Here is a 14,848-nt window from a genome sequence, read left to right on the forward strand (position 1 = left end):
AATATTATCTTAATGTTTTATTTTTATTGAAGTGTTAGGGGTTTTAATTTGTTATTTATTTAATTTATTGTGAAAATAATGTGATTTTTTGATAATTTATAATGTTTAGAAATAAAAAAAGAGCCTTTAAAGGCTCTTTTTTTATATGAAAAGTATGATTTGTCTATTTTTTGACAATTTTGGTAGTGTAATTATAAGAGTTTGTAGAAACTTTTACTAAATACATTCCACGGCTAAGTGATGTAAGTGGAATATGATACTCCTGAATGGAATTTTGGATTCCTGATGTAAATACTCTTTTGCCATAAATGTCATAAAGTTCAAATTGAACATCGTCAAAAGTTTCATTTAAAGATACCGTAACAAAGTCTGAAGCTGGGTTAGGATATACATTGATATTTTTAAATGAAAGAGAATTATCGGTATTCATTGTTAAATTAGATCCTGTGATGATTAAGGCATAATCTTGAGCGTCGTTTGCTAGGGTGTCTTTATGGGAAACGGTGATTTCAAAAGTAGTAGATGTACTTTCTATATTTTCTACTTTTTCTACGTTGTCCACTAAGTTATCACCCGTAGTAGCTAAAGCTGAAGGGTTAGTAGCATCTAATTTCCAAGGGTAAAATGTATTGTTTTCATCAGAAATTCTTAAATCAAGGTCATTTACTAATGCGGGTACGGAACTGTTTAATTCACCAGATTGGTCTTCGCCTGCGGGATCTGTCCAGCAAATTGTTGCTTTTAGTGATGAAGGATCATCCGTGGTTACAGTAATTGTAAATGATTCTCCTTCGTTTAGCGTGTTTTCACTTATCATCGCCTCGTTGATTGAAGATTCAGTGATAGTTTCAGCTGCCGTTTTGGTGTCTAATAATCCCCATCCGAACATAGGATCTGGACCAGCTTTTTGCTCATCATCATTTGCTGTATGACATACAAGTGCTTTTAATGTTGATGATTTCATATAGGAGCTATAAGTGTTGTTGTAGTATTCTTGTAGTAAGAGGAGACTACCTGCCACGTTTGGAGAAGCCATTGATGTACCGGTAGAAGGATCATAAGAGCTATTTGATTCATTTGATGTAGAATAAACTTGTGTTCCTTCACCAGCTATATCGGGTTTAATTCTACCATCATCTGAGGGTCCTTGGCTGCTAGAACTATTTATAACAAAAGATTGTAACCCAAATAATGGATGTACTGTTGCATTGGCATTTGCAATTACTAGATTGTTTTTGGAGTTTTTGTTACCGTTTAGCTTGTCGAATGGAGCAAATAATTGACCTTCGTAACTCTCACTTCCATCGTTTCCAGCGGAGACAACCATTAAGTAGTAAGGAGTATTATAAGCTAGTTGATCCCATTGTTGTGCTGCGGTGTTATAACATCCCATGTACCACGTAGGAACATTCATTTCACCATTTGAATAGATAGGAGCTCCATAAGAGTGGTTTGATATTAGTAAACCAGAGGAGGCTTCGTTGGTTACTTCTAAAATATCATTAGTCCAGTTATATGAATATAAATTTGCATGAGTGGCCATTCCGCGTGCAGATTGTGTAATTCCTTGAGCTCCAATTGTGCCAGTTACGTGAGTTGCGTGGAATGCACTTGTAGGATTAGCAGATCCTGTATCTGGAAATGTTACTCTAGATGTCTGAGTCCCGTTATTGGTAAATTCATTATGGGTTGCAAGTGCATAACCTTGATCCCATATACCAATGTTCATGTTTTCGCCAGTAAGATCTAGGTTTAGAGACCCATTAACTTGTAGTGCGTCTGTTTGTGTAGCTCGTGCACTACTGTAGTTATCTGTGCATATGTATATTGGTTTATCCTCTATGATGTTAACAAGGCGGTATCCAATTCCATTTTGGGTATACTCAAGTTGAAAGCTTGGATGAGATTCTAAAAAGCTATTTATCTTTTTCGAGATGCTCTTATTTACTTGGTTGAATTGCTTTTCAAGAGTTGATAGTTTGCTAATATTATAGTTTTTGGTAATTTGTTTTTGTTCATCTTTAGTTTGAGCGCTTATTAGGCCTATTGAAAGAAGTGCAAAGGTAAGTATTGTTCTTTTCATGTTAATTGTTGAATGTATTTTCAGGTTCCAAATATATTCATTTATAATGGTTTGGAATAATATTTGCTTATTTTTTGAAATAAAAAAACCGATGCTTTAGCATCGGTTTTTCTTATTGTTTATAATTTAATTATGGTAAATCAAAATAAACTAGGTTGTAATCAGAAAACGAACCATTGTTTGGGTCATTTTCTATATCTTCAACTGTATTGCCATCGGTATCTACAAGTGTAAGAGTGAAATAGCCTTCACCGTAACCAGCGTTCATACCATCTTGGTAAGCGTCATAAATAACGAAAATATAGCTTCCGTCTTCCATACAAAGAGTTGTAGATTCTTGTAAATATTCTCCTGCTCCATCTTGATCTTCATAAGGCCCTCCAGTATACAGTGGAGTAGAAGTGTCGTCCTGACTGTAGATTTCCCATGTAGTTTCAGACCCATATGCATCGGTATAAATCTCAACTAAAAGAGGGTTCGCAGAACAAATTTGTTCTGCTGTAATAATCAAACGCTCACTTACAACTTCATATCCATCTTCCCCGTAGTTACCATAGTATTCTTTGGTAACATCAATTTCTGGAGTATCTACTAATTCAATTACAATATCAGAACCTGAACCTAAATCCATACCGGTAATGCTTACTTCAAAAGTAGCCATTTTTGAACCTGCTGGGATTGTTACGGATGCTGGTACTGTGAAATATTCTGGGTTTGCAGTAGTTACAGGGATTGTAGTATCTTCATTTTCTGTGTTGTATGGCGAAGCATAGACAACATTTAAACCAATAACGCGGTCAGCGCTTGAGGTTGAAGATGCGTATACAGTTCCTTCTACTGATACCGTTTCACCTTCAGGTATTGAGATGGTTTCTGTAAATAGCCCAAAAGAAACATGATCTGCAATAACTGCATTTTCTGTAGCCACATCATCTTCACAACTTACAAAGGTACCTGAAAAAACCATTGCAGCCATACATAGATAAGGAGCTAATTTATTTTTAATTTTCATGATATTAACTTTAAATAAAGGGTTTTAGTTTTGAGTACTTATTAATGAATTATTATTTATTTCAGATTGAGGAATCTGGAATGATAATTCATCAGAGTTATAATTGAAAGATTCTCCTGCACGGAATACGTGATTTGTACCTCTTGTTACAGTGGCTTCATTTCTTTTCATTGCCAAATATGATTTACCTTCACCCCAAAGCTCAATTTTTGTTTGAAGATAAATAGCATCAATTAGACTTTGACCAGAAAGTGGAGTGATATAATCACTAGCAGCATCGGCACCTAAGCGATCTGTTAGAAGTTCTATCATGGTAGCTTTTGCACTAGATTCATTTCCAGTTTTAGCATCGCACTCAGCGCTTAACAAATAAAACTCATCAGAACGCATAAAGATTAAATCTGTAGTAATGGCTTGTTGACCTGCAATAGATCTTGCTGGTGCGTAGAATTTATTTACAGGCATTAAATAATAATCAGTAGAGAATTGAGTTTTTCTAATGTCATTATCATCAATTGAAGCATAAAGGCTATTGTCAATAGATTTTCTGTCTCCAGCCCAAGCATAACTATAGGTGAACAGGTCTATTTGTCCCCACCAGTCGACTAATTGGTGCCCCATATCCTCAGTTAAATCATAACCCCAAATCCAAGATGCTGTGTCTAAATTGTTAAATCCAGATCCAGTACCTGGATATGCAAGTTCAGCTTCTGAAGTAAGTGGGTATCCTGCATTGATTACGTCGTCTGCATACTGACCAGCAGAGGTGTAATCTCCCATAGCTGCATATGTGTAAGCTAAAATCCCAGAAGCTACTGTGGCATCAATTTGATGCTTATATGTTCTAGAATAGTCGCTCATTAAATCAATGGCATTTAAAAGATCAGATTCGATTAGAGCGTATATCTGGGAAGCTGGAACTTTTGCCTGGTTGTCATTTTCCCCGTCATAGTAAGGTAGAATTTCCTGAGATGGATCATAAGACCTTTGGAATATTTGGGTTAAATAGAAATAGGCGTAAGCTCTATAAGCTTTTGCTTGTCCTACGATTCTACGTTCATCAGGATCTTCAGGGATTACATCATTTCCTCCGTAATTCCCAATTACTAAGTTAGCTTGATTTATTATTCTGTAGTAGAATGCCCAGATAGTGTAGTTTTCACCATAAGTAAAATCTACAGTTGATACCAAGTTAGCTGTATTTTGGTACCATCCATAAGAGTTTGCAGATAGTGCCATATCTCCTGAAACGATATCTAACCAGATATCTACACCTTTTTGACCAAAGTCATTGTGTTGATTTGCGTCAGTGCCATTTACGCCCATAGGTTCAATAGTGAAACTACCAACACCGTCTAATACCCCGAGTATTAATTCAGGATTTACTTGGGAATAATCTGAAATTTCGTCACTGGTTATTACGCCTGTATTACGCTCGTCAGGATTTATAAAATCTTCACTACATCCAACGAAAAGTGTGGAGGCTAGAGCGATTGAATAGATTAAATTTCTTTTTTTCATCATTATTGCTTTTTTTAAAATTGAACTTTCGCACCAAAACTAAATGTAGTCATAGGCATATAGATACCTGAATTAGAAGCGCTAAACATAGTTTGTGGGTTAAAACCATCTCTTCTACTTAGCATCATTAGGTTGTCACCAGAAACGTAAAGATTTAATTTAGAAAGTTTTAATTTATCAGTTATTTCTTTAGAAAATGTATATCCTAAATTTACATTATTCAAGGCTAAATAATCGGCTTTTGTTAAGAAGCGGGTGGATCTAGAGCTGTATTGAACATCTGTATCCAATCCTGAAGTAAGTCTTGGAACGTTAGTAACATCTCCTGGCTCTTTCCAAGCATTTGAAATATCTTTATGCCAGTTGTTTGAGCCAATAAGATCTCCATTGTCCATTAACTGAGCATATCCGTTGTCGTACATGTATCCTCCTAAACTATAGTTGAATTGAGCAGTTAGGTTGAAGTTTTTGTAACCAGCATTTAAACGGAAACCTCCTCTTACTGTTGGTATAGCTGATTTACCTACATATTTAGTAGTTGCGTCAGAATAAGTAGTAGTAGTAGTTTTTTGAACGTTTGCTCCTGGGTTTTCATTTTGATAAAGTGTCATACTTTGGATAGCCTCGTCACTACTGTCAAAAACACCATTACCATTCATGTCATTATAGTACATGTTCCACATACCAGCACCAGTTGCAGGATCTACACCAGCCCACTCACGCATGTAGAAATCGTATAATGAATGTCCTTCTGAATATTGTCCATCAAGTACTTTTGTTTCTCCGGTGTAATAATCACCAGGCATTTCTGTGATTTCGTTACTTAAAAATTCACCGTTAATACCTAGGCCTAAGGTGAAGTTTTGTTCTTGAATTACTTTAGCATAAATATCAAATTCTAAACCACTATTTCTTAACTGCCCATCGTTGAATTGCATCGATGAGTATCCTGTTGATACCGGTAGAGTTTGAACGAAAAATAGATTGTCAGTATTTTTGATGTAATAATCAATGTTAACATCTAAAATGTTCTTAAATAATGTGCTTTCTACACCTACTTGTGCGATTTTTGAAGTTTCCCAAGTTAAATCTGGGTTGGCAAATGTAGAACTAACAGAAAAAGAATAGTCTCCAGTAGATGTTTGGTTGATGCTCCAAAGCTGCCATCCGTACTGTAAGCTAGTTCCTTGATCTCCAATGATACCATAACTAGCTTTCAATTTTAGATAATCTAAGAAGCTAGCATTGCTTAAGAAGTCTTCTTTAGACATAACCCAACCAAGTCCTACAGATCCAAAAGTACCCCATTTGTCATTCTTGAAACGAGAAGATCCATCGCGTCTTACAGAACCTGTTAAGAAGTATTTTTGTTGGTAATCATAATTTAATTGACCAAAGTAACTGTCAATAGACCATGTTTGCGTATATGAACTAGCTCTACCGTAAGCGGTTGTATATTGAGCTAAATCCGTACTTAATGGAGTGATAGCCTTAGTGGCTGATGCACTCATTAATTTGTATTTATTTTCTGTAGATTCATGAGCTACAAAAGCTTCAATACTGTGTTCTCCAAATGATTTATTGAAACGCAACATTTGAAGAAAGTTTTGATTGATATTTTTACTGCTAGATCTGTAAAGATATCCACCAGCTTCAGCCCATCCTCCGTAGAATTGGTTTGCTGCACTAGCATATTCTGAAGTTTGTAACTGTCCGCTATATCTTACGCTAGCAGTTAACCAGTCTGTAATATCTGCGCTAATGTTGAAGTTACCTAGTACTGTAGCAACATCTGTTCTTGCAAGGTCATAGTTAGAGTCTGCAATACCGTTGGTACTTGTCCATGCTCTACGACCAGTTTCAGCACCATAATCAAATTGATTTCCTCCGAAGATTGGGTCTTCTACCAAGTTTCCATCAGCATCTCTCAAGTATACATCGTAAATTGCTGGAGTAGTGTTTGTCAATGCAAAAATGTTGGCAGATGATCCTGAAGAACCTTCTGAATCGGAAGAGTTAATGTATTTAGAACCTGTGAAAGCCATGTTACCTCCAACGGTTAACCAATCTTTAGGTTTGTGCTCTAAGTTTAATCTTGTTGTGTAACGTGTATAGTTAGAGTTAATTGCGTAACCGTCATCGTTAAGATATCCAAATGATGTTGCATATTTAGTTTTGTCTGATGCTCCACTAAATTGAATGTTAGCTTCAGATCTGTATCCAGTTCCAAAGGCAGCGTCAGACCAGCTAGTTGGAGTGTATTTTCTTTGAACACCATTAGCAACTTTACCTGTTGTAGGGTCAATTAGCTGAGATCCTTCAACATTCCAAATGTTGTAGAAAGAATTGATTCCTTCTCCAGTACCATCACCATACAAATTGGCGCTAGCCCATGCTGCTGGGTCAGATTGACCTGTTACAAGTGCTTTAGTTTTTAAAGAACTCCATGCAGTTTCAATGTATTGTTCAGGAGAAGTGATTACATCATATTGTGGTAACATTAACGTGTTAACACTAGTTTTGTAATCTACAGAAATTACAGATTTACCTTTTTTACCTTGCTTTGTTGTGATTACGATTACCCCATTCGCACCTCTAGATCCATAGATAGAAGTAGCTGCTGCGTCTTTTAGTACAGTCATGCTTGCGATGTCAGCAGGGTTAATAGATGAAATATCACTAGCGTAAGGAGCGCCATCTACTACGTAAAGAGGAGCTCTGTTACCATTAACAGAACCAAAACCACGAATACGGATAGTTGCGTCAGAACCTGGAGCACCAGAACCAGTAACTACGTTAACACCTGCAACTTCACCTCTAAGTGCCTGAGAAACGTTAGAAACAGTTTTTGCTTCAATATTTTCAGTTTCAATTTTAGTTGCTGTACCTGTGTATGCTTCTTTTGTTGTAGTACCATACCCAACTACAATCACTTCGTCTATTGCCTGAACATCTGATTCAAGAGTCAAACTTAAAGTTGATTGATTTCCAACAGATACTTCTGTTGTTTTAAATCCTAGGAAGGAGATTACTAGAACATCTCCAGTTGCTGCTTGGATAGAATAATTTCCATCGAAGTCAGTTTGAGTTCCAGTACTTGTCCCTTTAATCTGTACGGTAGCTCCCGGTAACGGAAGGCCGTCAGAATCGGTAATAGTACCGGTGATAGTTTTTTGTTGAGCAAATGTAATTTGCACAATAAACACTAGTACTAGTGTTAAAAGTCCACTAAACTTTGTTCTCATTTTTAAAATTATTTGAATTAGCTAGCGCCAAAAATCTTAATTCTATGTTAATAATCCAATATTTTATTCTTAATTTTTTTGATTCTTATGTAATTCTTGGAAAAAACGAGAATTTTTTTAGAAAAATGTAGTGTAACTTATGTGTATTTTAGAATTAATTAAATTTTGAGCAGTTTGGCTAGTAAATCCCACAGCGTAATTAAGCTTAAATAGGTTGTTGTCACCGACCAAGCCTATTCCAAAACCTAGGCTGTATAGTTTGTTGATTTCGTTTGTGTTATAGGTGTTGTGGTATCCGAAATCTGTGATGCTATTTAAGTATAGTTTTTTCGTTAAAATCTTTTGATATTCTAAGTTGAATATGCTGTAGTTATTTGTGGAAATACTGTTTTCATTAAAGCCTCTTATTGAGTTTATTCCTCCGATGAAAAATAATTCATTGAATAAGTAATTTTTTGAAAATAAAATTTCGGTGGTGTTGTGTAAAAATATCTTATCTGTAGGTTTTATCTTAAAAATGTATGTTCCTTGGAATGATAAAAGATTCTGGTTTGTCTCTTGAGAATAGGATTTTCTTTTCCCTGTAGATATTGCTATTGTAAAACATGATTCGGGGTTTAAAAGGTTTGTTTGGTTGTAGTTAAATTGATAATTTATTCCAAAGAGATTTTTTGAAAATTCTATTGAATTATCGGAAGTGTTTAGAGTGGTTGAAGTTAGGTTTGAGTAAGTGATTCCTAAATTGTGTTTTGGGGCTAATTGATAATAGGTATTGGTGAAAATAGAAGTATTGTTATAGGTGCTATCTTGTTTTAGAATATTAATTCCAGCTTCGGTTGTGATTGGGGTGTTGGCTAAATAGGGTATAGTTGCTTTTGATTGAAAAGTACTTTGATTGTCTCCGTTGTTTTTCCAGTATATTTTTAAAGATTCACCTTTGTTTAAATTATTCATTAGGTTTATATCAACCGTGCCGTTTAATTTAAAATTGTTTGTTTCTTCGTTATTTCCAAAACCTATATATCCATCCAAATAATTGTTGTTTGTCTTTTTTAAATACAAAAATAGGGTTGTAGAATCTCTAGTGAACAATGTCTCTGGTTGTTTTGACTGAGAAATAAAATTTAGGTTACTAAGTTTTTTTGCTTTTGTTTTAATGTTGGAAATGTTGAATAATTGTCCTTTTTGAATTTTTGCGTAATGCTTTAGAAATTTTTGAGGAAAATTAGGGTATCCTTTTATTTCTATTGAATCAAGAATTCTAGTTTCGCTTTTGTGGAATATAATTTGAGTCAATAGTTTATTTCCTATTATTTCTTGATTTATCAGTTTTACTTGTTCAAATGGTTTTCCAATTGCTTTGAGTGAATCAGATTTAAATAAAATGTATTGATTGAATTCTTCTATATTAATTTTTTTGACTGAATGGTTTTCTGATATGTATACGGAATCAATTTTATGGCCAATTGAAATTTTGGAGATAATTTTTTTTTGTTGAATTTCCGTTTTTGGTGTGCTATGGTTGAAATATCCAAGAGTTTCAAGTTGGGATATGAATTGTGTTAATTCTGTTTGGGCGGATGAGAAGTCCTGATGATTTTTTTTATAAGCAATTCCTGATTTTAAATTGACGCTGTCGTTTATATGTATAGAAAGTTCAATGTCTTGTCCATATATATAATTATTAAAAGCTGTGCAGGTTATAAAAAGTAAAAAGAATCTAAATTGATTCATTGGGTTGCTTTCTCTTTTAGTTGATGTCAAAATAACGTAAAAAATATGGCTTGTGGTATTTTGTTCTTTTGACTTGTTTTTATTGTTCGAAATCCAGATTTAATAAATTAGTGAAAATTAATCAATTAAGATTTGAATTATTGATTTTTATTTCTACCTTTGCCACCCTCTAAAAAGAGAGATTATATTATATTTTATTATTATAGAGTAAATTATGCCAACAATTTCACAATTAGTACGAAAAGGAAGAGCTAGTATTACTAAGAAGAGTAAATCGGCTGCTTTGGATTCGTGTCCTCAAAGAAGAGGTGTGTGTACGCGTGTGTATACTACTACTCCTAAGAAACCGAACTCAGCGATGCGTAAAGTAGCGCGTGTTCGTTTAACTAACGGAAATGAAGTAAACGCTTACATCCCTGGAGAAGGTCACAACTTGCAAGAGCACTCGATAGTATTAGTAAGAGGCGGAAGGGTAAAAGATTTACCAGGTGTACGTTACCACATCGTTCGTGGTGCATTAGATACAGCTGGTGTTCAAGGTAGAACGCAACGTAGATCAAAATACGGAGCAAAACGCCCGAAAGACAAAAAGTAATCATAACTTTTAATTAGAAGAAATGAGAAAAAGACAGGCGAAAAAGAGACCTCTTTTACCGGATCCAAGATTTAATGATCAATTAGTAACACGTTTTGTGAATAACCTAATGTGGGATGGTAAAAAGTCAGTAGCTTTTAAAGTATTTTATGATGCAATTGATATCGTAGAAGAAAAGAAAAACGACGACGAAAAGACTGCTTTAGAAATTTGGAAAGATGCGTTATCAAACGTGATGCCACACGTAGAAGTAAGAAGCCGTAGAGTGGGTGGTGCTACTTTTCAAATTCCAATGCAGATTAGACCAGATAGAAAGATCTCTATGGCTATGAAATGGTTGATCGGATATGCTCGTAAGCGTAACGAAAAATCTATGGCTCAGAGATTGGCTTCAGAAATTTTAGCAGCAGCTAAAGAAGAAGGTGCAGCTGTTAAGAAAAGAGTTGATACTCACAAAATGGCTGAAGCGAATAAAGCATTCTCTCACTTTAGATTTTAATCATTAAGAGCATTATAAAATGGCACAAAGAGATTTAAAATATACTAGAAACATAGGTATTGCTGCGCACATTGATGCTGGTAAAACAACAACTACAGAACGTATTTTGTTTTACGCAGGTGTAAGTCACAAAATTGGTGAAGTACACGATGGTGCTGCAACTATGGACTGGATGGAACAAGAGCAAGAGCGTGGTATTACCATTACATCTGCTGCAACTACTTGTGAGTGGCAGTTTCCTAGAGAAGATGGTGTACCAACTCCTGATGCTAAAGGCTACCAGTTTAATATTATTGATACTCCTGGTCACGTTGACTTTACTGTAGAAGTAAACCGTTCATTAAGAGTTCTTGATGGGTTAGTTTTCTTGTTTAGTGCAGTTGATGGTGTTGAACCTCAGTCTGAGACTAACTGGAGATTAGCAGATAACTATAAGGTGCCTCGTATGGGGTTTGTAAATAAAATGGACCGTCAAGGGTCTAACTTCTTAAACGTGTGTAAGCAGGTGAAAGAAATGTTGGGTTCTAATGCGGTGCCTATCGTTTTACCTATTGGTGATGAAGCTGACTTTAAAGGGGTTGTAGATTTAGTTAAGAACAGAGCAATTGTGTGGCACGAAGATAATTTCGGATCTACTTTTGATGTAGTTGATATTCCTGCTGAAATGCAAGATGAAGTTTCTGAATACAGAGCTCACTTGATTGAAGCTGTTGCTGAATATGATGAAGAGTTGATGGAGAAATTCTTCGAAGATGAAAACTCTATCACTGAAGATGAAATTCATGCTGCATTAAGAGCTGCTGTTATGGATATGGCTATCATTCCTATGACATGTGGATCTTCTTTCAAAAATAAAGGAGTTCAGTTCATGTTAGATGCGGTTTGTAGATACTTACCTTCTCCTTTAGATAAGGAAGCGATTGTAGGTACTAATCCTGATACAGGAGAAGAGGAAACTCGTAAACCAGATGTTACTGCGCCATTTGCTGCTTTAGCTTTTAAAATTGCTACCGATCCTTTTGTAGGTCGTTTGGCATTCTTCCGTGCGTATTCTGGTAGATTAGATGCTGGTTCTTACGTATTGAACAATCGTTCTGGTAAGAGAGAGCGTATTTCTCGTATCTATCAAATGCACTCTAATAAGCAAAACGCTATCGATTTTATTGAAGCTGGAGATATTGGGGCTGCAGTAGGTTTTAAAGATATTAAAACTGGAGATACATTATCTGATGAAAAGCATCCTATTGTTTTAGAAAGTATGGTATTCCCAGATCCAGTAATTGGTATCGCGGTGGAGCCAAAAACTAAAGCAGATGTTGATAAATTAGGTATGGCTTTAGCAAAATTAGCTGAAGAAGATCCAACTTTCCAGGTTAAAACCGATGAGGCTTCTGGTCAAACAATTATTTCTGGAATGGGTGAGCTTCACCTTGACATTATTGTAGACCGTCTTAGACGTGAGTTTAAAGTAGAGGTGACTCAAGGTCAACCACAGGTTGAGTACAAAGAGGCGCTTACAGCTACTGCAGATCACAGAGAGGTGTATAAGAAGCAATCTGGTGGACGTGGTAAATTTGCTGATATCGTATTTACTATTGAACCTGCTGAAGAAGGGAAAACTGGTCTTGAGTTTGTTAACGAAGTAAAAGGTGGTAATGTGCCTAAAGAATATATTCCTAACATCGAAAAAGGATTTAAAGAGGCTATGAAAAATGGTCCTTTGGCTGGATTCGAAATGGACGCTATGAAAGTTACCTTGAAAGATGGATCTTTCCACCCTGTGGATTCTGATGGTCTTTCTTTTGAATTGGCGGCTAAATTGGGTTATAAGGCATCAGCAAGAGCTGCTAAGTCTGTGATCATGGAGCCAATCATGAAGCTTGAGGTGATTACTCCTGAAGAAAACATGGGTGATATCGTAGGTGACCTTAACCGTCGTCGTGGACAGGTTAACAACATGGATGATAGAAATGGAGCTAAGGTTGTTAAGGCTAATGTTCCTTTATCAGAAATGTTCGGTTATGTTACTTCATTAAGAACATTATCTTCTGGTAGAGCAACTTCTACAATGGAATTTTCTCACTATGCTGAAACTCCTTCAAATATTTCTGAAGAGGTGATTAAAGCTGCTAAAGGCGTTGATGCTTAAATTAAAAGGAAATGAGTCAAAAAATTAGAATAAAATTAAAGTCATACGATCATAATTTAGTGGACAAGTCTGCTGAGAAGATCGTTAAAACAGTAAAAACTACTGGTGCTGTTGTAACTGGGCCAATTCCATTACCAACTCACAAAAAAATATTTACTGTACTACGTTCTCCACACGTAAACAAAAAATCTCGTGAGCAATTTCAATTGAGTTCTTACAAGAGATTATTGGATATCTACAGTTCTTCCTCAAAAACGATTGACGCGTTAATGAAGTTAGAATTGCCAAGTGGTGTAGAAGTAGAAATCAAAGTTTGATAAACTTTTAGGAAAAACGGAAGTTTTTTCAACATGTCCTGAGCTAGTATGCAAGGGAAAAACGGAATAAAAAATACATTCAGGGTTGAAGGTGTTTTTTGACCCTGAATTTTTTTAATAACAATGTTTAATTAATTATAACTATGTCTGGGTTAATTGGTAAAAAAATCGGAATGACCAGCATTTTTGATGAAAATGGGAAAAATATCCCATGTACAGTGATTCAAGCTGGTCCATGCGTAGTTACCCAAGTCAGAACCGTAGAGGTTGACGGGTATGAAGCTCTTCAACTTGGTTTCGATGACAAATCTGAAAACCGTGCTAACAAAGCTGAATTAGGTCACGCTAAAAAAGCTGGTACGGCTCCAAAGAAGAAAGTTGTTGAATTCCAAGATTTCGAAGGTGATTACAAACTAGGTGATACAGTAACTGTTGAGCAGTTTGTAGAAGGAGAATTTGTTGATGTATCAGGTACATCAAAAGGTAAAGGATTCCAAGGTGTTGTGAAAAGACACGGTTTTGGTGGTGTGGGTCAAGCTACTCACGGTCAGCACAACCGTCTTAGAGCACCGGGTTCTGTTGGTGCTTCATCTTATCCGTCACGTGTATTCAAAGGAATGCGTATGGCTGGTAGAATGGGTACGGATAAAGTAACAGTTCAAAACTTAAAAGTATTGAAAGTGGTTGCGGATAAAAATCTTTTAGTTGTTAAAGGATGTGTTCCAGGTCACAAAAATGCTTATGTAATCGTTCAGAAGTAATGGAAGTAGCAGTATTAAATATCAACGGAAAAGAAACGGGTAGAAAGATTAATCTTTCTGATGCTGTTTTTGGTGTAGAGCCAAATAATCATGCTGTTTATTTAGATGTTAAGCAATACTTGGCTAATCAACGTCAAGGTACTCACAAGGCTAAAGAAAGAGCTGAGATTGCTGGTAGTACACGTAAGATTAAAAAACAAAAAGGAACTGGTACAGCGAGAGCTGGTAGTATCAAGTCTCCTGTTTTTGTAGGTGGTGGTAGAGTTTTTGGTCCTAGACCAAAAGATTATACACAGAAGCTTACAAAAAGCTTAAAGAAGGTTGCTAGAAGATCTGCTTTAAGTTTGAAAGCTAAAGAGCAATCAATTATCGTGTTAGAAGATTTTAATTTCGATGCTCCAAGTACAAAAGAATTCTCTAATGTTTTGAAAGCTTTAGGGTTAGATAGTAAAAAATCACTGTTTGTGTTGGGAGATTCAAATAAAAACGTATATTTGTCGTCACGTAATTTGAAAAGCTCTGAAGTTGTAAATAGCTCTGAATTAAGTACTTATAAGATTGTTAACGCAAATAATATAGTGCTTTTAGAAGGGTCTTTAGAAGGAATTGAGTCGAATTTAAGTAAATAAGTAACAAAATGAGTGTGTTAATTAAGCCGATTATTACGGAAAAAGTGACTGCTGATAGCGAATTAAACAACCGTTATGGTTTTGTTGTTGCTACTACTGCAAATAAAGTAGAGATTAAAAAAGCGGTTGAAGCTACTTATGGAGTTACAGTTGAAAAGGTTCGTACCATGAATTACGGACCTGAACGTAAAACTCGTTTTACTAAAACTGGTATTCAGCATGGTAAAACAAACGCAATTAAAAAAGCGATTGTTCAGGTAGCAGAAGGAGATACTATCGATTTTTATAGTAATTTATAAGTAA

The 14,848-nt window shown here is 35.5% G+C and carries 12 protein-coding genes; 7 read left to right on the top strand and 5 right to left on the bottom strand.

Going from position 1 to position 14,848, the window contains the following annotated elements:
- Positions 1-163 precede the first annotated feature (163 nt).
- The 5 genes from BM383_RS03345 to BM383_RS03365 all read right to left on the bottom strand — a co-directional run bounded on the left by BM383_RS03345 (position 164) and on the right by BM383_RS03365 (position 9,595).
- A complete protein-coding gene (locus tag BM383_RS03345) occupies positions 164-2,083 on the bottom strand; it encodes a S8 family serine peptidase (protein WP_093022949.1) in 1,920 nt (639 codons plus the stop codon).
- Between the two features lie 130 nt (positions 2,084-2,213).
- Positions 2,214-3,095, bottom strand: a complete 882-nt coding sequence (locus BM383_RS03350; RefSeq protein WP_093022951.1) for a hypothetical protein — start codon at positions 3,093-3,095, stop codon at positions 2,214-2,216.
- A gap of 24 nt (positions 3,096-3,119) precedes the next feature.
- Positions 3,120-4,616, bottom strand: coding sequence for a RagB/SusD family nutrient uptake outer membrane protein (locus BM383_RS03355; protein WP_093023444.1), 1,497 nt, complete (start codon positions 4,614-4,616; stop codon positions 3,120-3,122).
- Positions 4,617-4,630: 14 nt separating this feature from the next.
- Positions 4,631-7,861, bottom strand: coding sequence for a SusC/RagA family TonB-linked outer membrane protein (locus tag BM383_RS03360; protein WP_093022953.1), 3,231 nt, complete (start codon positions 7,859-7,861; stop codon positions 4,631-4,633).
- A gap of 117 nt (positions 7,862-7,978) precedes the next feature.
- Entirely contained in the window at positions 7,979-9,595 is a 1,617-nt protein-coding gene (locus tag BM383_RS03365) for a BamA/TamA family outer membrane protein (protein ID WP_093022955.1), read from the bottom strand.
- 214 nt (positions 9,596-9,809) lie between these two features.
- Between BM383_RS03365 and rpsL the strand changes: the two genes are divergently transcribed.
- From rpsL to rplW, 7 genes are all read left to right on the top strand, one after another.
- Positions 9,810-10,190, top strand: coding sequence for a 30S ribosomal protein S12 (rpsL, locus tag BM383_RS03370; RefSeq protein WP_093022957.1), 381 nt, complete (start codon positions 9,810-9,812; stop codon positions 10,188-10,190).
- Positions 10,191-10,212: 22 nt separating this feature from the next.
- Complete coding sequence (rpsG, locus tag BM383_RS03375) at positions 10,213-10,689, top strand: 30S ribosomal protein S7 (RefSeq protein ID WP_093022959.1); 477 nt, start codon at positions 10,213-10,215, stop codon at positions 10,687-10,689.
- A gap of 19 nt (positions 10,690-10,708) precedes the next feature.
- Complete coding sequence (gene fusA / locus BM383_RS03380; protein WP_093022961.1) at positions 10,709-12,838, top strand: elongation factor G; 2,130 nt, start codon at positions 10,709-10,711, stop codon at positions 12,836-12,838.
- Between the two features lie 11 nt (positions 12,839-12,849).
- Positions 12,850-13,155, top strand: a complete 306-nt coding sequence (gene rpsJ / locus BM383_RS03385; RefSeq protein ID WP_007094989.1) for a 30S ribosomal protein S10 — start codon at positions 12,850-12,852, stop codon at positions 13,153-13,155.
- 143 nt (positions 13,156-13,298) lie between these two features.
- Positions 13,299-13,916, top strand: coding sequence for a 50S ribosomal protein L3 (rplC, locus tag BM383_RS03390; RefSeq protein ID WP_093022963.1), 618 nt, complete (start codon positions 13,299-13,301; stop codon positions 13,914-13,916).
- Positions 13,916-14,545: a 50S ribosomal protein L4 gene (gene rplD / locus BM383_RS03395; protein ID WP_093022965.1), complete on the top strand. Its 630-nt coding sequence runs from the start codon at positions 13,916-13,918 to the stop codon at positions 14,543-14,545. Before rplC ends, rplD begins: the two co-directional genes overlap by 1 nt.
- 8 nt (positions 14,546-14,553) lie before the next feature.
- Positions 14,554-14,844 carry a 50S ribosomal protein L23 gene (gene rplW, locus BM383_RS03400; protein ID WP_093022967.1) on the top strand — a complete coding sequence of 97 codons (291 nt, stop codon included), beginning with the start codon at positions 14,554-14,556 and terminating at the stop codon, positions 14,842-14,844.
- Positions 14,845-14,848 lie beyond the last annotated feature (4 nt).

Origin of the sequence: Pustulibacterium marinum (assembly GCF_900116665.1) — a bacterium.
Classification (GTDB): Bacteria; Bacteroidota; Bacteroidia; order Flavobacteriales; family Flavobacteriaceae; genus Pustulibacterium; species Pustulibacterium marinum.

Excerpts from the sequence above, each read along its gene's own strand:
- BM383_RS03345 (WP_093022949.1), bottom strand. The coding sequence starts at position 2,083 with ATGAAAAGAACAATACTTACCTTTGCACTTCTTTCAATAGGCCTAATA.
- BM383_RS03350 (WP_093022951.1), bottom strand. The coding sequence starts at position 3,095 with ATGAAAATTAAAAATAAATTAGCTCCTTATCTATGTATGGCTGCAATG.
- BM383_RS03355 (WP_093023444.1), bottom strand. The coding sequence starts at position 4,616 with ATGAAAAAAAGAAATTTAATCTATTCAATCGCTCTAGCCTCCACACTT.
- BM383_RS03360 (WP_093022953.1), bottom strand. The coding sequence starts at position 7,861 with ATGAGAACAAAGTTTAGTGGACTTTTAACACTAGTACTAGTGTTTATT.
- BM383_RS03365 (WP_093022955.1), bottom strand. The coding sequence starts at position 9,595 with ATGAATCAATTTAGATTCTTTTTACTTTTTATAACCTGCACAGCTTTT.
- rpsL (WP_093022957.1), top strand. The coding sequence starts at position 9,810 with ATGCCAACAATTTCACAATTAGTACGAAAAGGAAGAGCTAGTATTACT.
- rpsG (WP_093022959.1), top strand. The coding sequence starts at position 10,213 with ATGAGAAAAAGACAGGCGAAAAAGAGACCTCTTTTACCGGATCCAAGA.
- fusA (WP_093022961.1), top strand. The coding sequence starts at position 10,709 with ATGGCACAAAGAGATTTAAAATATACTAGAAACATAGGTATTGCTGCG.
- rpsJ (WP_007094989.1), top strand. The coding sequence starts at position 12,850 with ATGAGTCAAAAAATTAGAATAAAATTAAAGTCATACGATCATAATTTA.
- rplC (WP_093022963.1), top strand. The coding sequence starts at position 13,299 with ATGTCTGGGTTAATTGGTAAAAAAATCGGAATGACCAGCATTTTTGAT.
- rplD (WP_093022965.1), top strand. The coding sequence starts at position 13,916 with ATGGAAGTAGCAGTATTAAATATCAACGGAAAAGAAACGGGTAGAAAG.
- rplW (WP_093022967.1), top strand. The coding sequence starts at position 14,554 with ATGAGTGTGTTAATTAAGCCGATTATTACGGAAAAAGTGACTGCTGAT.